The 20,683-nt window shown below is 51.8% G+C and carries 14 protein-coding genes; 7 read left to right on the plus strand and 7 right to left on the minus strand.

Going from position 1 to position 20,683, the window contains the following annotated elements:
* Positions 1-336: 336 nt before the first annotated feature.
* Both KQ303_RS05855 and KQ303_RS05860 read right to left on the minus strand, forming a co-directional pair.
* On the minus strand, positions 337-2,937 hold the full coding sequence (locus tag KQ303_RS05855; protein ID WP_259729534.1) for an HlyD family secretion protein: 2,601 nt from the start codon (positions 2,935-2,937) through the stop codon (positions 337-339).
* Positions 2,938-2,972: 35 nt separating this feature from the next.
* Positions 2,973-3,977 carry a lipopolysaccharide assembly protein LapB gene (locus KQ303_RS05860; protein ID WP_259729535.1) on the minus strand — a complete coding sequence of 335 codons (1,005 nt, stop codon included), beginning with the start codon at positions 3,975-3,977 and terminating at the stop codon, positions 2,973-2,975.
* A 1,024-nt stretch (positions 3,978-5,001) separates the two neighbouring features.
* On the opposite strand from KQ303_RS05860, the gene KQ303_RS05865 reads away from it, so the two are divergent.
* From KQ303_RS05865 to KQ303_RS05875, 3 genes are read left to right on the plus strand one after another with little or no spacing between them, the layout of a single operon-like run.
* Positions 5,002-5,889, plus strand: a complete 888-nt coding sequence (locus tag KQ303_RS05865; protein ID WP_259729536.1) for a hypothetical protein — start codon at positions 5,002-5,004, stop codon at positions 5,887-5,889.
* Positions 5,886-6,413 (plus strand): hypothetical protein, encoded by a 528-nt coding sequence (locus tag KQ303_RS05870; protein ID WP_259729537.1) that lies wholly within the window; start codon positions 5,886-5,888, stop codon positions 6,411-6,413. The genes KQ303_RS05865 and KQ303_RS05870 overlap by 4 nt, the downstream gene beginning before the upstream one ends.
* Before the next feature lie 10 nt (positions 6,414-6,423).
* Complete coding sequence (locus KQ303_RS05875; protein ID WP_259729538.1) at positions 6,424-7,383, plus strand: sulfotransferase; 960 nt, start codon at positions 6,424-6,426, stop codon at positions 7,381-7,383.
* A 2,046-nt stretch (positions 7,384-9,429) separates the two neighbouring features.
* On the opposite strand, the gene KQ303_RS05880 is transcribed toward KQ303_RS05875, so the two are convergent.
* The 3 genes from KQ303_RS05880 to KQ303_RS05890 form a co-directional block, all read right to left on the minus strand.
* On the minus strand, positions 9,430-10,197 hold the full coding sequence (locus tag KQ303_RS05880) for a 4'-phosphopantetheinyl transferase superfamily protein (RefSeq protein ID WP_259729539.1): 768 nt from the start codon (positions 10,195-10,197) through the stop codon (positions 9,430-9,432).
* 39 nt (positions 10,198-10,236) lie between these two features.
* Positions 10,237-13,554, minus strand: coding sequence for a beta-ketoacyl synthase N-terminal-like domain-containing protein (locus KQ303_RS05885; protein WP_311134126.1), 3,318 nt, complete (start codon positions 13,552-13,554; stop codon positions 10,237-10,239).
* 778 nt (positions 13,555-14,332) lie between these two features.
* A complete protein-coding gene (locus KQ303_RS05890) occupies positions 14,333-15,472 on the minus strand; it encodes an alpha/beta hydrolase (RefSeq protein WP_259729540.1) in 1,140 nt (379 codons plus the stop codon).
* A 1,208-nt stretch (positions 15,473-16,680) separates the two neighbouring features.
* Between KQ303_RS05890 and KQ303_RS05895 the strand changes: the two genes are divergently transcribed.
* From KQ303_RS05895 to KQ303_RS05910, 4 genes are all read left to right on the plus strand, one after another.
* Positions 16,681-17,334, plus strand: coding sequence for a TMEM165/GDT1 family protein (locus KQ303_RS05895; protein WP_259729541.1), 654 nt, complete (start codon positions 16,681-16,683; stop codon positions 17,332-17,334).
* Positions 17,335-17,555: 221 nt separating this feature from the next.
* Positions 17,556-17,702, plus strand: coding sequence for a hypothetical protein (locus KQ303_RS05900; RefSeq protein WP_259729542.1), 147 nt, complete (start codon positions 17,556-17,558; stop codon positions 17,700-17,702).
* Positions 17,703-18,275 (plus strand): MauE/DoxX family redox-associated membrane protein, encoded by a 573-nt coding sequence (locus tag KQ303_RS05905; RefSeq protein ID WP_259729543.1) that lies wholly within the window; start codon positions 17,703-17,705, stop codon positions 18,273-18,275. It begins immediately after the preceding gene.
* A gap of 122 nt (positions 18,276-18,397) precedes the next feature.
* Positions 18,398-19,090 carry a DUF305 domain-containing protein gene (locus KQ303_RS05910; protein WP_259729544.1) on the plus strand — a complete coding sequence of 231 codons (693 nt, stop codon included), beginning with the start codon at positions 18,398-18,400 and terminating at the stop codon, positions 19,088-19,090.
* 78 nt (positions 19,091-19,168) lie between these two features.
* Here the strand turns inward: KQ303_RS05910 and KQ303_RS05915 are convergent, their stop codons facing one another.
* Positions 19,169-19,633: a hypothetical protein gene (locus tag KQ303_RS05915; protein ID WP_259729545.1), complete on the minus strand. Its 465-nt coding sequence runs from the start codon at positions 19,631-19,633 to the stop codon at positions 19,169-19,171.
* 175 nt (positions 19,634-19,808) lie between these two features.
* A complete protein-coding gene (xth, locus tag KQ303_RS05920) occupies positions 19,809-20,654 on the minus strand; it encodes an exodeoxyribonuclease III (protein WP_259729546.1) in 846 nt (281 codons plus the stop codon).
* Positions 20,655-20,683: the final 29 nt, after the last annotated feature.

Here is a 20,683-nt window from a genome sequence, read left to right on the forward strand (position 1 = left end):
CCCTAGCATACATAGTACCAATGTCGTGGTACGCCGCTTCAAGCTGATAAGGTTCCAACCCACCATATACAACACATGACAGGGCCCGAAGTAGACCATCATCAATACTATAAAGATCAAGTGGAGACTGAAGGGACTTTAACAGTTGAGGCTTTCCCCTTAGTGGAAGATGCGTATGAGGAAGACCAATGTGCCCCAGTCTTTCAGTGTTCCTGCAGAAGGTTAGAGCACCACCTCTAGGGGCACTGATTACAAAAGTTAATCGCTGATAGTCCGAGGATGCAGCAATGGAATGAGATGCATCTTTCACCACGTTGACGATGGGTGACATTGACTCTAAGGAAGAAGGGACCAAAGGTCTACATTGACAAATCGGGTTACTGGGGCCAAGATGTTAAAAAGAATGCAAGTAAAGCCTACGTCAATCTTGGCATACCCTTTTGAACCAATGAAGTTGGTAGGTAGGCTTTCCTCAAGCTGAATTTGAAGTTCGACATATTGAAGACCATCAATTTCAACTGTAGTAGGACTGATCGATGACACACTCCCCTTGAACTCTTCATTGGACACGGAATATAATCTTAGTATGCATGGAAGTTTAGTTCGTACTCGTGCACGGTCATACTCAGGAATCAATACTATAGTCTGAGTCAATGGCTGGGCCTTTACTGTCACGATCGTTTCACCAGTAGTTACAGTTCTACCAAGTAGTGCCCTGGTGTTAGAACTAATTACGCCATCAAACGGCATTGTGACCACTAGCTTTGCCAATCGGGTGTCAATAGCTTCCAAGGCAATTTTACCGACTTTCAGGCTACTCTCGGCAGCACTCAATTCGTCCATTGCCTTCGAGAGCTGTTCCTCAGAATTTATGTCTTGATCAATCTTCTGCTTGCGTCGAGCAACGATAACATCTGCATTCGCTGACTTTAGCTCACTCCTTGCACCCTCAAGTTCCCCTGTTAAAGCGGCTTGGGTAGATAGAAGGTTTTGAAGCTGAAACTCACTTATCGCACCAGACTTCGTCAATGATCGAAGCTTTCCTATTTGATCATCCTGGATTCTGAACTGATTCTCAAGAGCACGAATCCTAGATTGGGACTTTTGGACCATAGCTCTTGCACTTAAGAGCTCTTCGTTACGATTATCACCTTCAAGCTTGATACTTCCTGTTTTAATGGAGCGTATAAGAGATTTCTTAGTACGTATATCGGATTCAAGCTTTGAGATAAGCTGAAGCTGTTGGCTGCGCTGTGTGCTGAGGGTTGGAGAAAAGAGTTCTAGAATCTTAGATCCCTTGTCCAAAATGGCAGAAGATGGGCCAACTTGGAAGATAGACCTGACTGTCGCTGCCTCAGTTGCACGAATATCAAGAGCTTCACCTTCAGTTACGTTAGCAGATCCGGTAACTGATGCACTGAATGGGAACAGGAATATAACAACCAAAATGAACGGAAGGAAATACCTACTTTTAAAAGTATTGGTAATTCTATTGTGAACTGAAACGGAAGAAAGAGTTGAACTGGAAACAACAATAGATTCTGTAGCTTTGTGCCCACTGGAACTTGGCAGCAATGCTGGAGCATTGTCTGCACGACTAGTGGATCTCTCCGGCCTTACCTCCACCCTCTTGTTGATTAACTTGGTAATAACTGTAAGATAAAGAAAGCGAATTAGAAGAATTGTTAGAGCAACCCTAACGATCAGGGATGTCCAGTGGCCTGCAAAAGATGGGATTTCGGCAGCGATGTTTGGAATTAAAATAAAGTATAGGATGCAAAGCTTCAGCACGAAAGCCAATAAAAGCGTAAAAAGAAAAAGAATACTCTTCAAGTCTGAACGACTGATGGAAATACTCTTAAATCGTCCGTGTACAAGATGAGCAAGTATCGTTATCGATCGTTTCACTGAGATCTTTAGGTAATTCTTTGGCATGAGTCCAAAGAATTCCAAGAGTCTTCTACCAGGAGTATTACGTACTGGAATCAATAAGATTATCATGCTAGCAAGCGAACCTTGAATGATTGCAACGAGAATATTTAGACGAGAAAAAGGCGAGGAGTCAGGTATTGGCGTATAGACATACAGAAAAAGGATAGAAAGAATAACAAGATATGACCTAACTAGAAGTGGTAGGGCTAATAAAATGAGTTCTTCAAGCTTTGTTGCTTTCTGCTTGATAGCTTTAGTGCTTTGCTCCTTGGCGAGCCTGGGCAAGAATCCCCACTTAAGCCTGAGATACAACTTTTGATCATCAATATTCATTGAATATGTCGAAAGAATCGACGCCATAACACTTATCATGTTAATCACAACTAACATGATAAACAGACGTGATAGCCCCGTCAAGGGATCTGATTTCTCTGCGATCAATACCCCCAAAGGCTTGACCCCAAAATAAAAACTATGGATTGTTCCTATAAAGAGAAGAGCCACTAAGGGAAAGATCCATGCTTGAAGCCGGATCAAAACCCGCGGAGGCCTTAACAGCCCACGAGACGTAATCCAGCCAAAGCTAAAGAGCAAGATCTTTCGATCCTCGATTTGGGATGCTTTATGATGGACATCATTAGCTGACCCATTTAGCTGATTGGAATGGCCGTTAAGGTCGTTGGACTGCAGAACACTCGTAGGGACTTGAGCTGAAGTGGTTGGAGACTCAACGGAAAGCAAAATTCCGTGTGTGCACAACCAGTTGAGATAGTCATTTCTACTAATTCCAGCACGACTTGATCCAAAGAACTCTGAACATATTTTGAATAGATCATCAAACAAACCATCTCTTGAATTAAGATCAGAAATAGCTTCCCACTCAGAGGCAGATAACTTTAGCGAAGTTGTTCGGTCCCCGAAATACAAGCGATACTGTCCCTCAACCAATGGAGAAGTTCGTATCGAGGGATTAACACGATAACAGTTATTATCAACAACGATCATAGGAGTGGGAAGAGCGGGAGGTATGAATGGAGGATCTAGAAGTCCTCATCGATTGAATCGAGTGCAGTAGCTTGATTAAAGCTGTTATCATCTGCTTGGATACCTGAAACCCTAAGTTTTTCAAGCTTAGTTGACAGATCTTGAATCAGTTGCTGACAACGAGTCTTCTGATCTTCTACTGTCAGACCTGATGGATCAATAGGCGGTACTGAAGGAGCATCCTCATGAGCAACTGACTTTGATGCTGCCATCAAACTAGTAAGGGCGAATTCATAATCTCCCTCTTGGTACTGAACCTTGCCCCAACAGTAATTGAATCGGGGACTGTTGCTATTCTGTACCCTTGTAAGCTCATCCTTAGCCGCACTATACTCGGCAAGATCAATGTAGCATTCTGCCGCATCAATAGAGAGGCGCTCCTTCAGCTTCGATGGGCATTCATCATTATCTGCCGTACGAAGAACCGCGAGACCACGTACTTTATTGCCTTGAGCAATGAGGATTTCTCCCAACAAAATCTGTGAGTAATGGTTCTTTGGATCAAGCCTCAAGCAGTTGTTAAGATTACGCTCACAGTCATCGAGTTGTCCTAGTTGGAGCTGAGCCAAGGCAAGCATTCTACGAAGCTTGGTATCGTTTGGATTCTCAAGAACTGCATGACGCAAGATACTGGCAGCATTAGTGTAATCGCCAAGCTGCTGGAGAAAAGATGCTAATGCAGTCACGTCCGACTTTTTGGAAGACTTCTGCTGAAGAGCTCTGTTCGCATAATCTTGAGCAAGAGTTGTATTGCCTTCTTGAAGTCTAAGCTTGCCAATACGAGAAATCAACCGAATATCATCAGGTGCAAGTGAAAGAGCCTTCTCAAGGTGAGCCATTGCTACGGCTGTATCACTTTCTGACCGTGCAATTGCGGCCATGGCAACGTGGTAAGGCGAATAGAGCTCACCATCAGGTACGCCGGCCAGGATTCGCCTGGCTTCAGGGAAGTTCTTTTCTTTGAGGATCAAAGTGCGAACTTGCTTGAAGGTGGACTTCAAGTGACCGGGAAGCACAAGAGCCATAATAAGAACCATGAGCAATTGCACAGTAGCATGATTTTCATGCTGAGGTCAACTGCACATGAGCGCGCCCTCACCTATCAGGCTACAGCAGTGACGTGATTCGCAGTTCCATACACCTGGCTCAAATGGTTAGCAGCAACGATGTGCATGCATAGGCTGACGAATCGCGTGCATTGTTGCGAACGTAATGCCATATTCATCCACCTGCGATAGAGCCTTGGCCATAGAATCTAGCCAATCCAAATGCAAGGCACATATGCACACACCGGAGTTTCCGATGCATCTGTACGACGACAATCACTGCATGATATGATTTTGAGTGTACAAAGGACTAAAGAGGCTTTCCTCGAGATCCCGACACGATATAGCATAATTTAACATCACAAGTTTTCAGCATCATGTTACAGCTTGGGAATAGTATTGACCTGACTAGAGACAAGCCAAACGTAGGCGACCTATTCTTGATGCTGATGGATCACTTCTAAACTTCTGTGTCGTGGGCAAAACGTTACGCATTAACAGCTGCATCTGATCAAGCAAGGCGCCACCATCAGGGACGTTGATTAAGCAACTATCTAAAACTTTGCAACATCGTTAACCGATGGAAAACACCAAGAGGTCTATCTCAAACATCCTGGACTCTTTGGTATGACTTACAAGGTCCACGGGTTTAGGTCAAATGCTATCGAAAAGAGTATCCGGCAGCACATGGGGAACTGATGGGGGTCAGTAATGTACTGAGACTGCTATGAGTTGATGATCCGCTTTCGCGCGGTCCTCTTCTCCTTCAAACACAGATGTTCGGTACACAAGCTTTCCTGATTGGTTGCCAACTCGACTGGGGAATGGGTGCAGGGTTTCTGAAAACAATCAGCTCAGAGTTGGAACTCAATCAATGAATGCTTGGCACTGTATACACTCTTGAACTACATCAATGTGCTCTTGGGAAGTCCAAGCAATTTTAGAATGATTGGATGTGTATCCCTTGAAGCTAGAACGCTTGTCTGATGTTCAAGATCTTGATCATAACCTGCCAGTATCCCATACTAGGATCCAGAAGGCCCTGAAAAGTCCTAAGCCATTCAACATCAGCTTCATGTTCCTCCTTTTCCTGCCAGGTAGCTTTCGCCGCAGCTCAGACTACCTCTGGTTGAGTACGTGCTTAGCTGATAGTGGCGACTACTACTTTGTTGACTATCCATTATCTTCCACCGTAGCCAAGCTGAATTCCGAGTTTTTTGATTCTGACTCGCTTCTTCAGGTACGCCGTGAGTTCATCTATGGCAGCGCTTCCCAGCCGAACTCAAAGCTTGGCATCGCCTATGAAGAGTCGATCATGGGAACGTTTCTTACTCAAGTAAGGCAGCACCACGGCTTCCATCTAACCGAACGGGACATCCTTCTTCAAACACTGGTCGTTGGTCATAGCCAGGGAGCCGGTCATGCAGCAGTGATGGCTATTGACTTCGAACTCTGCGGTGTTCTGCTAATCGCCGGGCCCGCTGATTCCTATCAGCAGTTTCCATCTGAATGGACGGGGATGAAGGTAACCACTCCTAGCAGTCGACTCCGAATGTTTCTTCATGCTGAAGACAGGCATGCAAGGATGTGCTTGCATCATGCGACGATGTTGGGTTTGAAGAGAATTGATGTGCTTACTTCTTCGACCTCACTAGAGGACATCCTGCTTAGCCAGGTTGTAATTGACACAAGGCCCCTCCCCCCGTTAAAGTCCCATGATTGTCTTACATTAGATACGGAAATGAGAGATGACCTCAACAGCCTCTACCTCACAGGCGTTATTAGGCATTATCAGGCGCATCTGAGTTCAGTAAGTTCCAGGCTTGAGCTCTCTCGTGTTGACTCCTTACCGGCTTCTTCGTTATGATTGATCTGATTCCAACCAGTTCAGCCTCCTCTATGTCGTCTATCCAACGCGATTCCAACGTTAATCAAGAACTAACCCTTTTGCACGACTTGGATGGCGACGAGGTCACTTCCCAACTGGAGACCCTCATGGAGCTTGTAAATCTTGATAGCACGGTTGCAGGCCGTGAAAACAGTCTCGAATACAATACATTTACTCAGATTGTTTCACTCACGCACAAGGACGCGGTAGAACCTATCATTGATGTATCGGAAGGCGATGACGGTGAACACGACGTCGCGCCGCAGCCAGCAAGCTCTGAACTCGTAACAGAACCGTTTACCGAAATGGAATCTGAAAATGCTCACAAGGCATTGTTCAGCTTTCTATTTGAACCCAGTGAATCCTCACAGGACTGTGCATCAACAGAATTGGTCCTTTCTGATGACCTAGTAGAGGATCTCCAGAACCTAAAAGATAGGATGCAGCATCGCTACAATGTGATTCGACGCAATCTTTTTAGCAGTGTAAATGGTCATGGTTGAACCTATTTTCTTGCTGAGTCCTCCTCGGTCTTTCTCTTCAGTCGTTTCATCTATTCTCGGGCAGCATCCAGAACTCTATTGCTTCCCCGAGCTACACCTGCTTTATCGAGATGACATCGGGCATCTACTATCCAATAAATCAAATATTAAGTATGCAAGATTTGCACCGAGTGGACTTTTGAGAGCAATCGCTCAAGTTCATGAAGGCAAGCAAGATAGTGCTGCCTGCAGCCGCGCTTGGATGTGGCTGGTTAACAATCAGTCAATGACTAGCAAGGAACTATTTGAGTATCTCTGCCAACCATTTTATCCTAAGGCTTGCATCGAAAAGTCTCCGCCGAATACCAAGACAATTGATCGCATGGTGAGGTTATTCAAGTTTTATCCAAATGCCAGATTCATTCACTTAACACGAAGTGTTGTTGGAGCTTCAAAGTCCTTGAAGGAGTTCTTCGAATTTCGACGCACAATTCATAGTCCTGCCGCAGGACATCCAATGGTCAAGGAGAACTATGCATTAATGTGGTATGCAATGCATCGAAACATCCTGAAGTTTCGCTCCATTGTTCCCCCGTCAAACTTCCTTACAGTTAGTGGTGAAGCAATTCTGTCTGATCCAAGAGTAGTTCTTCCTCAGATCTGTCGCTGGCTTGGTGTTTCAAGCGATAGCTCATGTATTGATGCAATGCTCAAGCCTGAAGAATCACCCTATGCCTTTTATGGCCCACGCATGGCACCTTGTGGCAATGATCCTAAGTTCATTACTAATCCGGAATTTAGGCAAATGAAACGTAAGAAATATTCTCGTGAGGTTGTTCGAGAGTTTCTCGCGTCAGATGGTAAGCCTGCCTTTACGAGCTACTATTTGAACAAGCTTGAGGATGAAGATACAATTGCGCGCTTAAAGTCATGGGACTTCTCCATGCTTGAACTGGTTATGGACATGGAGGCACAGCTTGGATACGCTTAAACAGTTAAAACTACTTTCCGTTTCGCTTCCTATTGGAAGTCATGAGACGTACCAAATTCTGGCTGGCCATCATTCCCCCAATGGGGTCGGACTTTGGATTATCCTTTCGTCAGACTCTTCGCGCAAGCTCGTCTACTGTACACCTTCAAATTCAGATTCCTACTTTGTTCTCCCCTATAACTTCTTATACTTAGGTTCATCCTCAAATGGTCAGCTCTTTTTTCTTGCTGATGGTACTGAATCTGCCGCTCAAATCCTGTATGTTATCAGTTGCCAACCTAAGTCTGGGATCGTCGTAACCAAGACGGATCTGCATCTTGATCATGACCAATGGGCCAGACTATTTGAGATCTGCCAATCGCACAAACCACGATCTACCGATTCGACGCTTCATGACTCTCCGTTGCTGCATGACAACGTCCTAAATGAGTCAACCTATCCAAGCCTATTTGTACCCTACCATAGTCTACGTGATGTTCTCCTTATCAAAGCCGTCCTTCAGCAGGGAGTATTTGAACTTACGTCCAAACCGGCACTATTGACTGCCATTAAAACAGTTAAGGCCATGTATCCAAATCTCACAGTTACGGATGCTGTCGAGATTGAAAGTGACGTTGTTGCAGTTGTTGCAAACGACTCTTCTATCAGAACACTCAGTTGTGGCGTTGAGTCCCGGCTATTCATATTCAATGGCTCACCCACTCCCTGTCTTGTACTTGGACGCCCTATCTTCTCAATCGACAACAGACTATCTATATCTCCTGAATCGTCAAATCTGATTTACCCTTCATTGGGCCTGGTGCTGGCCTCACCCTCCCGCATCTCAACCACGCCACCAAAGGAAGCTGCGCCATCTTTCAATGTCTACTCAGTCAATTACACTACTTCATCACTATACTTCTCTGAAGACTTAGGATCTACATTCATCCATAGTGGCAGCATAGCCCATCACAATAGTGATCTTGTTCCAACACTAATCCATCACTTGGATGATTCTCAAACTCTCATCTTTTCTTCCCGTCTTGACAGATCAGAAGTCTATTTTATAGACTTCTGAGAAGCTGCGGCTCATTTACCTTGGATATCAAAGAGCTAGTCGCGTTAGGATACTCCCGCATCTATTACTGAAGCCCCCACTTCAGGAATGATGGCACCCCCCACAATCTCACACCCGGGAGTGAGGGGCAAGATCAATGTGTCATTACAGCGAGGCCGTCTAGCTGCAGGCTTCCGCGCAGCAATGTGCTGATGTCAGGAGGAGATGGTTCCCGCCTCCGAGAAGGGGGCAGAAGGCTAGGGCGCTTTCGACAGTTCACGTTGTGCTCGAAACCGCTGGTCTCAACGACATCGACCTCGGCGCCTACTGCCGGGAGATCGTATTACCCTGCGCACTGTCAAGCTCTGGCGGCGTGCCGTCCTGGGTGGTGGGGACGGTCAGGACCACCGCAAAGGCAGCCCCGGCGATAACGCTCACCGCCTGAGCAAGGAGGAACACCGGCAGATCCTGCTCACTTCCAATCAGCCCGAATACGCCTCCCTGCCACTAGGACAAATCATGCCCACACTGGCGCTGATCAGGACCTGCTCAACTCCTCCGCAGAAGACTTCGTCTTCGGCTCTGAGTCCAGCAGTTACTGGGTTCTGCACGCGCATGCGCATGGTCAGGCCCATGGTTGGGGCCGTACACAACAGCCATAGGAGCCACGGCCCGTGCCGCGCCTGCGAGCGTATCGACCCATTGCTGTGTGGTCGTGAGACATCACCTGTCTGCCCACCACGGTGCGGGGTGTGGCTGTTTCTCTACCTGGTGATCGACGTCTGGAGCCGCAGGTTCTGCACGCTGACCACAGCAATGCCTGGCCGCAGGCTTCTCGCGAAGATGGGCGGCGCCACAGCACGGTCAAGTTCGTACCACCCCATCAGTGGCATAGCGACCAGGCACTGATTGCTGCTACGACGTCCGCGGCAGAAACGTGTTCCATCCTGAGAACCACCTAATCTGCCAATCTAGCCATTGATGCGAAGAGCTGGGCGTCAATGATGCACTCACTGGATGGGATGCGACTCAATGCATGAGAGATTCGGATGGCATGGATCTTTTGGGTTTAGGGGAAATGGATAGTTCATGGGGTGAACTGTCGCGCAGCTAACATCAGCATGCGTGTTTCCATCAAACAATGAATCATCAGTGGAACGCAAAGGCTCCATAGCCACAGCGATCACCCAATCGCTAGAGACAAGTCCCTCTCCGGCGAAGGTCAGCGTTGAAAAGGAGGCAGTAAAAGAATATGGAAAACCGCTAATCACGGTGCAGTCCGCAGGAGTGTCGATGGAAAGCAAGCGGAAATCGGCCTGTACAACTGCTCCACCAAAAAGCTTGAATCCAGCTTCGTATATTGCCCAGACACAACAACAATATTGATCCATCTGCCAATGATCTGGCGGGATGGGCAGCGGCCATCGCATAAAGGCGAAGATGGCTGTCCAATCATGTCCAGAGATGTGTTCAATATCGATACCAAATGGTTGACTATCAGCAATGCCAACGAGAACCAGGCCTTTGGAATGGGAAACAGAAACATGAAACTCGTTGAGAATCCCCTGATGCAGATAGAGCTTTGGTGGACGAGCTGGGAGACCATAGAGCGCAAGCTCTTTAGCGGCAACAGGGGACAGCTGAAGCCATCTCCATAATAACAACTTAGCAGCAAGGCGGCTAGTAACATAATCAGATATTCTTGAAGGATGATTACATCCTGAAAGATATCCTTGCTCGCAAGAAGATAGATACTTGCTTGAGAGTTGTTTGCTCAAGAATGGGTCAACTGCCCGTACAAGCATTAGTTGCACTGATCAATCAACCTGACTGAAGATTTGCTTTGAGGTGGCATCAGCGCTAGCCAGAATCGCCATGATGGTTCTGCTGTGCTCCAGCAGCAGCTGCTGCCTCAAAGCTGGATCCTCCTGTGAGCCAACCAATTCGGAAGAGTGGGAGTGAAGGGAAGAAGCCCGGATGCCAGGTGAATTAGATTCAACAGGAGAAGGAATGGATTTCTCCTCCTGGATAGGGATCAATTGGGCTGTTGACTCCTGCCGATCTGTGTTGGCAGCAGTCGGGGAATCCGTAGACAGGGAAACAAGAAACTCCTTGAGACCGGTGGAGTTGTATTGAGGGATCTCGGAGAGAACTGAAACAGCAGCTGCAGGCCTCGTCACCATCGTCAAGCCAGTCCTATAGCGCTCAATAAAGAGGCCATCGAGAGCATCAAGGTCTAGGTCTAGACCAGACGTCCATAAGGTTGCTATCGATTGCAGGAAGGCAGTGGTACTGTCTTTACGAGAGGTGCCGAGCGAGACGGCGACGATATCAGAGTATTCAGAAAGAGCTTCTTTAGTGTAACTAGTCAACGTTGTATTGGGACCCAACTCAACAAAGTACCTGGCTCCATCGGCATACATATTCCGAACTGTTTCCTCGTATCTAACAGGATTAACCCACTGGTCAATGAAGATGCGTGTGCCCTCTTCATAGTCATTGGGATAAGGCTGAGTGGTCAGGCAACTGTACACAGTTGCATGCTGAGGCTCAATCCTTATAGAATGAGGAAATTGGCGGTAGAGCCTTCTGTGTGTTTCAGCCCCTTGCTGAAAATAGCGAGTATGATAAGGCCGTGTTAGGGGAGTTGGCAACAGAGATCCACCTGCGGCGAGCACATTCTCCTCAAGCTCCTTGCTGAAGGCAGCTTCAGAAAAGACAATACGTTGCGAGCGACAATTATCTGAAATGAGTGACCATTCACTACGACGTTCAAGGATCTCCTTTAGCTGGTTAGATTCAAGACCGGAAATGGCGAACGTCGATCCTTCTGGGAACTCATCGATTGAATCTGCCTGAGAAAAGAAATCATGAATCTGCCTTACTCTCGTGCGAAGGTCGTCTTCGTTCTTCATTGTTGTAAGACTGCCTGAAAGCATCACTGCATTCGATTCTCCTTGGCTATGACCAATAAGCTGGTCAGGCTTGAGTCCAATCCGAGAGGCAATCTCGTAGAAAGACATCAGGCAAGCAGCTATGATTTGCGTAGCCGAGTCTTGGGCAAAAAGAAGTTCCATTCGCTTTGCATTGGCCGATTTAGCACAATCAAGATCTGCGTTCGGCATACTGGTAACCAAGCCTAGTGAAATATCCCGATCCAAGGCTCCGTCCATGAAGCTGTACCAATAGGAAAAGAGATCAATACTCTTTGTGAGATCACTAAGCATTTCCGGAGACTGAACACCTTCTCCAGGAACCAGAAATGCAAGCTTACCCTTTGAGCTTGTCGACTCCGAATAGATAAAGTTACGTCCACGATGTCCCTGAGAAGATGGGTTGCCACCTAGCCAAGCAGATGCATCCTGCAACCCTTCACTGAGTTTCATGAGTGACGGCGCAAAGACAACGAGCCTGAGCGAAGCCTCTGCGGTCTGCTGCTTGGCAGGCGATCTGCGTATTAGAACCGCCTGCTGGATCTCATCAACATCAATGTCAGCGATCAATGACTGCAACTCGGAACGGGAGCTTGCCTCCAGAAAGGCTGCTCGACCAATCGTGGTATAACCATACTGCTTGTACTGAAGCAACCCACGGTACGTTCTTCCGGACAGATCAGTTGCAAGGGAGGCCCCTGAATTCTCAGCGTCATCGGGAGTGTGTGATACTTGGTATGGGAACAGAACCACTGGGGACGAATTTCGTTGATCAGGGTCGGTAAACTCCTGAAGAAGTAAGTGGCCGTTAATCCCACCAAAGCCAAACGAATTGATGGCAGCTACACGTGGCTTTGATGGTGAATGCACCCAACGTCGCAATGTGCGATTGATATAGAATGGAGTTGAATGGTCAGCAACAGCCTCTAACGGATCCGGGCAGATCGAAGGAGGAATTAGCCTGTTCTGCAAAGCAAGAGAGATTTTGATAATGCTAGCCACCCCCGATGCGGGTATCGTATGGCCGATCAACGACTTGATTGATCCAATGGCAATGGTTGAAAGACCACGATGACAATCACCAAAGACCTCAAGCATTGAGGAGAGTTCTGTGTTGTCGCCATGGGGGATTCCTGTTGCATGAACCTCCACCAAGGAAACATCCGACGGCTCAAGGTTACATTTTTCGTAGGCCCGTTTCATCGCGACGACTTGTCCTTGGCGGTTTGGAGCCAACAGCCCTTCGCCCTTTCCATCACTGGCCAGTGCAACTGATCGAATGATGGAATAAATCGTATCTCCAGACTGCACCGCATCCTCAAGGCGTTTTACTGCAACAAAGCCCACACCTTCGGAAAGAAGCGTTCCCGATGCGGACTTTGACATCGGGAAAATTCCCTCTTCAGACAACGCATTAATCGTGCAGAATAATTGATAGATAGGGAAGTTCATTGTAGCCTGGACACCACCTACCAACATCAAGTCGGCATCGCCGGCATCCAGTTGCTTGATTGCATGATCAATTGCAATCATGCCAGACGTACAGGCACCATCCACAAGGTAATTAGGGCCAAGGAGGCCAAGCCTGTTGGCGATTGTTCCAGAGACTACGTTAGATATCAGGTTTGGTGTTATAGCGGGATCACAAACCAACTCATAGGTCGATGAAAGGAATGAGCGTAGCTGCTTTCTGCGCTCTCCTTTCAGAACAGCCCCGACAGAATCAGCAAGGACATCAATAAAATGCTCCATGATCATGCCGTTCATCAACGCCCCTACGATGCCTCGATGAGGATGGTCTCCCATCCCAACCACCACACCTGTACGCTCATGAGGAATCCAATCCGGAGCACGTCCGCGCAAGCCATCAGCCATGGCCTCGGCGGCCACTTGCAGACAGAGATACTGGGATGGGTCTCCTTCAACTAGGTTAGGAGGAAAGGCAAACCGAATGGAATCAATCCAGCTGTTATCAGCGATAGATCCATACTTCTTTGTATAGATCGTAGAGTATGATTCGCGCGGATTAGATCTATCTTGGAATTGATTATAGTAAGCCCTAGACCAAGAATCGCTCATTTCTGTCAGAAGTGATTCACCCCTGACGAGTGCATCCCAGTATGATGAAGTGTCTTTGATTCCCGGATATCTGCAAGCCATGCCTACAATTGCGTAGCCCTGCATAGAACCCTTGTGACTCATATCAGGCTAGCATGAGTATGTCCAGACGGGACTGTGGGAACACCGCCAAAACACGGAGACAACATGGCGGGGGGCAGATAGCGTAGGTCTTAACGCAAGACGTACTGAATGGTCCGAATGAGAGCAGGAACCCTGACGCAACCATGACTTCTCCGCCTCCATTCGTGGCAGGAGGGGATAGCCAGGCCCAGCGATGCGTTTACACGAGGAGTGACCTAGTCAACGCTCTCGGCAGTCAATTCATCGCGATACAGCAAGCCAGCCTCTATTCATAGCAGAATCACCACAATGTGAAAGTCATCTTGGTTACCAATCATTGAAATCATGCTGTTGACTGCCATCGATTCAACCGTGCCAGGCCAAGCAAAACGACAGGGCCCATGCCGGTAAACCTCAACAATCACTGGAGCATGCTGATGCCTACGCTGGCCAACTTGATCTGACAAGTGGTCAGAGCCATCGCCTCAAGCCAGGCCATCTCTATGATCTCTGGGTCAGTTCAGCCTGGGTTGGTTGAGCCCATGGACGAGATTATCTGTGACCTTGCCACAGATACTGCGGTGCAGGATGTACCTAGGAGAAGATAAAGGGTGGTGTAGATAACCAGTGACTCCACCAGACCGTTCGATTGACCTTTAGTCATTGTAGTCTCAAGCCCGTGAAGGACTCATCAAGTCGAGTAGGGAGACAGCACCTAGAATGATTTTACTTCGATGTAGACTGATAGGAAAGACCCTTTCCAACGGCTGGTCTTTACCTATCAGTTATCGGCACTATCTCATCGCTTGAGAAATGCAAGGATGGCCGCTCCCGTCGTACTGCCAGGCTTTCCGATGCTGGTATGCATTGCCTTATGATCATACCCATGAGCCGAAAGGGATGCATTGAAAGCGGAACATCCATTCAGCGTATTTGCGAATGACCTGATTTCAGCTTGCTGACTCTTGGGACGTTGCGTTGAATACATGATCATCACATCGGTGGGTGATGACTCTTTCGGGCATGATGATTTAACCAGCTGAGCGGGAACCCATTTGGCGATAGTAGAGTTCTTACCTGACCCGCTTACGGCATTCTTACCAAAGATAATCGCCAGACTGTCCTTGTATCTTCCAACTTTACCCGTGTACCAGTTCGAGTCATTCAGAATAAACTTCTGATAAGCATCTGCTGGCGCTCTATACTGTGGACTGGTGGCAAGAAGCGATGCCAGGTATGCACCTGCTGAATGTCCCATGATGGCAGCATCATTCATCGAGCATGATGGGTTGACCCTTCCAAGATTGCCCTTGAGCCATGCAGTGGCAGAAGACAGTGCAGACATTTGCTGCTCGATCAGACCTGGGATGGGACGCCCGTAGACTGGATAATTGAGTGAGACAAGGCAAAAGCCATTGCGATTAAAGAGTTCCGGCATAGAGCCGACGCTCCTCTTATCACCTCTCATCAGAGAACCTCCGTGAACATAGACTAGGGTCGGGCATGGACGTCCGGAAGCCTGCTTGCATGGATAGATATCAAGCTTGTTACTGCCAATTGGAGCGCCCGAGATCAATGGAGAGTAAGCAATTCCACTCGTCGACACATTGACTGGTTTGGATGCTGCTGATTGCCTTGGTCCCTCAACGCGACGCTTGAATGGCCGTGCCATGGCACAACTTGAGAGCATCGTATCCATCAGAAGAAACGCTGTCAGCATCAAAAAATAGAACCTCAGCTTTCTTGGTGACTTACCAGAAGAAACTGCGGGCAATACAGAAGGTTGATTGGCAGCAGCGCCATTGAAAGAGCTCGACTGTGGGGCCATGTATGGGTGTGCCTCAATACGTGAATGGTCAGAACTTGTCATGAATAAATCTTCCATGTGATCACCCTTGATGTGCGCCATAACGGTGTTCAATGCGAACTCGGACATCATGAGCATCCTACAGGTCTTGGCGATATGCACCATAGAAGTGGCTTCGATGAGTCATCCGATCGATGTGTGTGGACATCTGCCTCAACCCTTGATCTTCAACCCTGACACCTTCTCTCGCAGTCACTTTCAGGCAACGACAGCTGCAGAAGGATCCACAATGGCTGACACGGTTCTGGTTTTCGGTTGGTCTTAGTCACAGCTCCGCCACGACAGACACATTGCGGTCACTTTCACCACGAACAACTCCTCCTCAATCCACGTTCACTACCAGTATTGACTTTCTTTGTGGAGCGTGGTTAGAAACTGAGCACTGTGCTGCCAGCCTTGACGATAACGTCATGACAACTGTCACTCCTGGGCTGCTCTCCAAGCTTCCCAGGGCAAGGGGGCTGCCAGATTCCGTATCGGCTCTTCTGGCGGCTTCTTGATCCACACCACTTCTGGCTCGCGCCAGCAGAGGCTGGATCGGCGCCATTGCAGCGGGTGTTAGTGCCGTGCCTTCTCGTAGACATGGGTGTGATGTCAGCCGATGTCGACAGCAGGGGGTCTCTGGCGCTGGTGGGGGGCACAAACCTGACGTCGCTGTGGCAGTGCTGCCCGCAGCGCGGCTCGCTGGGTCTGATTCCAGGTGAGCAGAATCTGCTGGTGATGCCGGGAAGGCGCCGCATGGTGAGCAGTTCAATCAAGGCAGCGGCTCCTCCATCGCAGGATCGCTTAGTGATTTCTGCTGCTGCAACAGGTGGATCAGCAGCACGGTACCCAGCGCATTGGAACGTCGTCCTGCATTGGAGCTGCTTTAGGAGTTGAAAGACTCGCTAAGTCGACCAGTGCATCTCAGAGCCCCGGCTTGTTCATCTCAGCGAGACACTTCTCACGGGTTGCGTGACTTGGCCATGGATTCCTCGTCATTGCCGCCTCTCGGCAGCTTGTCGGCCAAAAACCACAGCCAAGTGATGAGATCACAAAAGCACAAAAGAATGATCAGGTGATCGTGCTGTGTTTTACTGGTTTCCTATTGTATTCTGGGACTTAAATGGGTCAAGCCTGCCCGTCGGTAAACCTAGGGTTCGCCAAACCATCGGATCTGTGGCAGTAGCGGGGATGGTTCATGCGGGAATGTTCATGCATAGTAGCCATGCATGGACCTGACTCGACAGTGACCGCCCCCGACGCCTTGGTTCTGATCCGTTCAGGGTGTCGTTGAGCGCATGGCGTTTCCCTTCCTCACCGGCCATGGGGCCGCTGCCTTCGGCTCCAGCTTCACGGCCATCACCCTGGCCGAGCTGGGCGATAAGACCTTCTTCATGGCCCTGATCTTGGCGGCCCGCCATCGGGCCCGCTGGGTGTTCATCGGTTCCTTTGCGGCCCTTACGGCCGTCACGCTCATCTCGCTGGGCATGGGCTATGGCCTGCGGGAACTGCTGCCACCCAGCGTGGTGCCGTGGCTGGCAGCTGCGTTGTTTCTCGGCTTCGGCATCAAGCTGCTGATCGACGCCCAGGCCATGGCACCGGGGGCTGCCGCGGCTGAGGCCGGAGATGCAGAAGAGGCCGTTGAGGCGGCAGAGCGCCGCTACCGGATCACCACGCCGCTGGCAGTGATCTGGGAATCCTTCGCGCTGGTGTTCATCGCCGAGCTGGGAGATCGCACCCAGTTCGCCACCATCTTTCTCGCCACGGCGCCCGCTTTCCCTTTTGGCGCGCTGCTGGCGGGCACCCTGGGCGGCCATGCCCTGGTCACCGGGCTGGCGGTGGGAGCCGGCAAGTGGATCGGCCAGAAGATCAGCGAGCAGATGCTCTACCGGCTCAGTGGCGGTCTGTTCCTGGCCTTCGGCCTGTTCGCCCTGCAGCAGGCCATGCGCTGAATCCCGCCGGCTTGCGCTACGGATCACCGCGCCAGGCGGGTCAAGGGGCTGTGGTTCGAGGGGCCCGACGCATTGCCCCGGTGGTGTCTGTTGCGCAAGGTTTCGGCGCCCCCTGGCAGAGGCGGCCCGCGCCGGCTCGCCAGGCGGCAAACTCTCCAGACGACCTCTTGACTCTCCAGCTGAGAGGAGACCATAGGGTGAGGGTCACTGCCTGATAAGCCATGACACCCGCCCGCCTGCCACCACCTGTGCGGCTGCATCGCATCGCCATCTCCGGCCACGTCTGCCCCTATGGCGAGCTGGCGGTAGGCCTGCTGCAGGAGCTGGGCATTCCCTACGACGACCATCTGCTGCTCAGCCAGGAGTAGGTGGAGCGCTTCAAGGCGGCCCATGGGGTGAGCACCACCCCGCAGGTGTTCGCCGCGGGCGAACGCATCGGCGGCTACTCAGAGCTGGCCCGGCGGCTCGGGGTCAAACCACGCCAGCCGGGGGGTCGCAGCTACAGGCCAGTGATCACCGTGTTTGCCATCGCGGCGCTGATCGCGCTGGCGCTCGGCAACGGCGCGGGGGGCTTCATGGGGATGGCGCTGGCGCTGCTGGCCTGCCTGAAACTGATGGATCCACCGGCGTTCAGCCGTTCCTTCCGCAAGTACAACGTGCTGACCCGGTGGCTGGGGGGTTACGCCAGCGTGTTCCCCTACCTCGAACTGCTGCTGGGTCTGGCGCTGCTGGCTCGCCTCGAGGCCGCGCCGATCGCCCTGCTGGCGCTTGCCATGGGCCTGGAAGGTGGGGTGTCGGTGATCAAGGCGGTCTATGTCGACAAGCTCGACCTTGATTGCGCCTGCGTGGGCGGCAACAGCCGCACCCCACTGGGCCTGGTGAGCGTGCTGGAAAACGGGGCGATGGTGGCCATGGGGCTGTGGATGCTGCTGAGGGGTTGAAGGGCAACGCCACAGCGTGCCCGGCAGGTTCCGCAAACCTGGGAGCCACACGGCAGGCCGCAGCCCGCTTGACTCTCCAGTAGGGGGGAGACCATACGGTGAGGTCAATCCAGCCCGACCCCATGCGCACCTTCCCTGCTCCCGCCGCATTGATGGGCCTGGCCACCGCCCTCGTGCTGGCAGTCCCCGGCCTGGCTCAAACTCCCCCGGACCTGCAGCGCCACGGAGATCACCACGGCCAGCACGACCACAGCAGCCACGCCCATGACGTGGGCCCTGCAGGCGCCACCTACGACCTGCGCTTCATCGACGGCATGGTTCAGCACCACACCGGGGCGCTGCGGATGAGTGAAATCGTCTTCGGCACCGGCCAGCCGGGTGTGGGGGCGCTGGGCAAGGCGATCTGGCGCGATCAGGCCAATGAGATCCGGGCGATGGGCCTCTGGCGCCGGGCCTGGTACCCCCAGGCGCCCGTCTATCCCGTGGCGCTGGCCAGCGGTGGGGATCCCAACAGCCTCAGCGGCCTCACCCGTATGAGCCAGGCCCAGATCGACGGCATGCGCATGATGGGCGCGCTCCCTACACCGCAGAACCGGGTGGTGTGGTTCCTCGAAGGCATGCTCGACCACCACGGCGGCGCACTGGTGATGGCGCACGATGCTCTGGCCAAGAGCACCAACCCCACGATCCGTCGGTTTGCCCGCGGGGTGATCGTGGCGCAGCGCGCCGAAATCATGGAGCTGCGCCGGATGCTGGCTGTGGAGGGCCTGCGCAAGCCTGAGTACTACCGCTACGACCCCCTGTTCCGGCTCTGATCAAGGCCCGTTGCACCCCAGGCTGAAGCCCCCAGCAGGAAAGGAGAGAGATCGGATCAGCCTGGGGCCCCGCCGTGATCAGTTGCAGCCCTGCACGGAGATGCGATAGCTGAAGCCCAGGGCGCCCGGGTCGTTGCTGGCTCCCACCTTGAAATTCATCTGGCTGGCCTGTTTGCCGGGAATGGCAGGGAACGGACCGAACATGCGGCCTCGGCCGATCGGCGGGTTCATCGATTCATTCACCACCTGAAGGTTGGAGCCATCGGTGAACTTCATGAACGCCTCCACCGGATAGGTGGCATTGGCGTCGGAAGAATTGGCGGTAAAGAAGAACTTGAAGCTGCTGTAGGGCTGATCAACGATGAAATCGGTGTTCCAGTTGGTGTTGCCGAAGATCTTGCCCGCACCCACCGACTTGGCCACGACCGGGCTGCCCGTGCCGCCGATCGGCTGCAGAAACCTGCACGTCTGCGCGGCGGAGGCGACGCCAGTGGAACCAATCAACAGCGGCGCTGCCAGCACAGGAAGCAGGCGGGAGAGCATCGGTGACATGCAGGTGGAGGTGATCGTAAGGCGCTGCTGAAACGTTGAGAACGCTTTACCTCCATGGCCTGAGAACACGCTCACAATTCCCCAACGGCCGTCGGCCCCATCCACGGCAGTGGCCCAGCAGAGCAAAGCGGCTGACGGGCTCAGGGCCTAGGTGATCCCCAGCGGCTCAGATCACAGCGTCGCCTCCTTCCCCGTCCTCGTCCGCGTCACCTTCCTGCTGCAGCTCCAGATTCACCACCACCGGCGCATGGTCGCTGGGCTGGTCGTGGCCCCGCTCCCCCTTGTCGATCACGCAGCCGGTGGAGCAGGCGAGCAGCTCCTCACTTAAATAGATGTGATCGATCCGCCAGCCCCGGTCGCGGTCCCAGGCACCGGTGCGGTAATCCCACCAGCTCCAGTGGCCGCTGTCGGGCTCGAACACGCGGAACACATCCACCAGCCGCTCCCCCAGCGCCGCCGTGAGCGCCTCGCGCTCCGCCGCGCTGGCCATGATGCCGCCACTGAGGCGCGCGGGATCGTGGATGTCGCGGTCGTCAAGGGCGATGTTGAAGTCGCCCACCATGCAGAGCGGATCGCCTTCCTGCTCCTGGGCCGCCAGATAACGGCGCAGGCAGCTGAGCCAGGCCAGCTTGTACGCATACTTCTCCGACGTCAGCGCCGAGCCGTTCGGCACGTACAGGTTGAGGATCCGCACGCCGTCCACCAGGGCGCTGATCACCCGCTTCTGTTCCCCCAGCGCCACGGCTTCGGGGTCGCCGGGCAGCAGGGCCTCAAAACCGCTGCACACCTGCTCGAGCGGCAACAGGCTGAGAATCGCCACCCCGTTGTAGGCCTTCTGGCCGCTGATCACCACTGCGTAGCCCAGGGCGGTGAAGGCTTCGGCGGGGAACTTGCCATCCTCCACCTTGGTTTCCTGCAGGCACAGCACATCGGGCCGCTCCCGCTGCAGCCAGGCGGTCACCTGCTCCAGTCGCATCCTGATGGAGTTCACATTCCAGGTGGCGATGCGCATGGGCGGAGGCGTCAGCCGAACACCCCTAG

Origin of the sequence: Synechococcus sp. CS-1333, from assembly GCF_025128015.1 — a bacterium.
GTDB lineage: Bacteria > Cyanobacteriota > Cyanobacteriia > PCC-6307 > Cyanobiaceae > MW101C3.

Excerpts from the sequence above, each read along its gene's own strand:
- KQ303_RS05855 (WP_259729534.1), bottom strand. The coding sequence starts at position 2,937 with ATGATCGTTGTTGATAATAACTGTTATCGTGTTAATCCCTCGATACGA.
- KQ303_RS05870 (WP_259729537.1), top strand. The coding sequence starts at position 5,886 with ATGATTGATCTGATTCCAACCAGTTCAGCCTCCTCTATGTCGTCTATC.
- KQ303_RS05885 (WP_311134126.1), bottom strand. The coding sequence starts at position 13,554 with ATGAGTCACAAGGGTTCTATGCAGGGCTACGCAATTGTAGGCATGGCT.
- KQ303_RS05890 (WP_259729540.1), bottom strand. The coding sequence starts at position 15,472 with ATGATGTCCGAGTTCGCATTGAACACCGTTATGGCGCACATCAAGGGT.
- KQ303_RS05895 (WP_259729541.1), top strand. The coding sequence starts at position 16,681 with ATGGCGTTTCCCTTCCTCACCGGCCATGGGGCCGCTGCCTTCGGCTCC.
- KQ303_RS05900 (WP_259729542.1), top strand. The coding sequence starts at position 17,556 with ATGACACCCGCCCGCCTGCCACCACCTGTGCGGCTGCATCGCATCGCC.
- KQ303_RS05910 (WP_259729544.1), top strand. The coding sequence starts at position 18,398 with ATGCGCACCTTCCCTGCTCCCGCCGCATTGATGGGCCTGGCCACCGCC.
- KQ303_RS05915 (WP_259729545.1), bottom strand. The coding sequence starts at position 19,633 with ATGCTCTCCCGCCTGCTTCCTGTGCTGGCAGCGCCGCTGTTGATTGGT.
- xth (WP_259729546.1), bottom strand. The coding sequence starts at position 20,654 with ATGCGCATCGCCACCTGGAATGTGAACTCCATCAGGATGCGACTGGAG.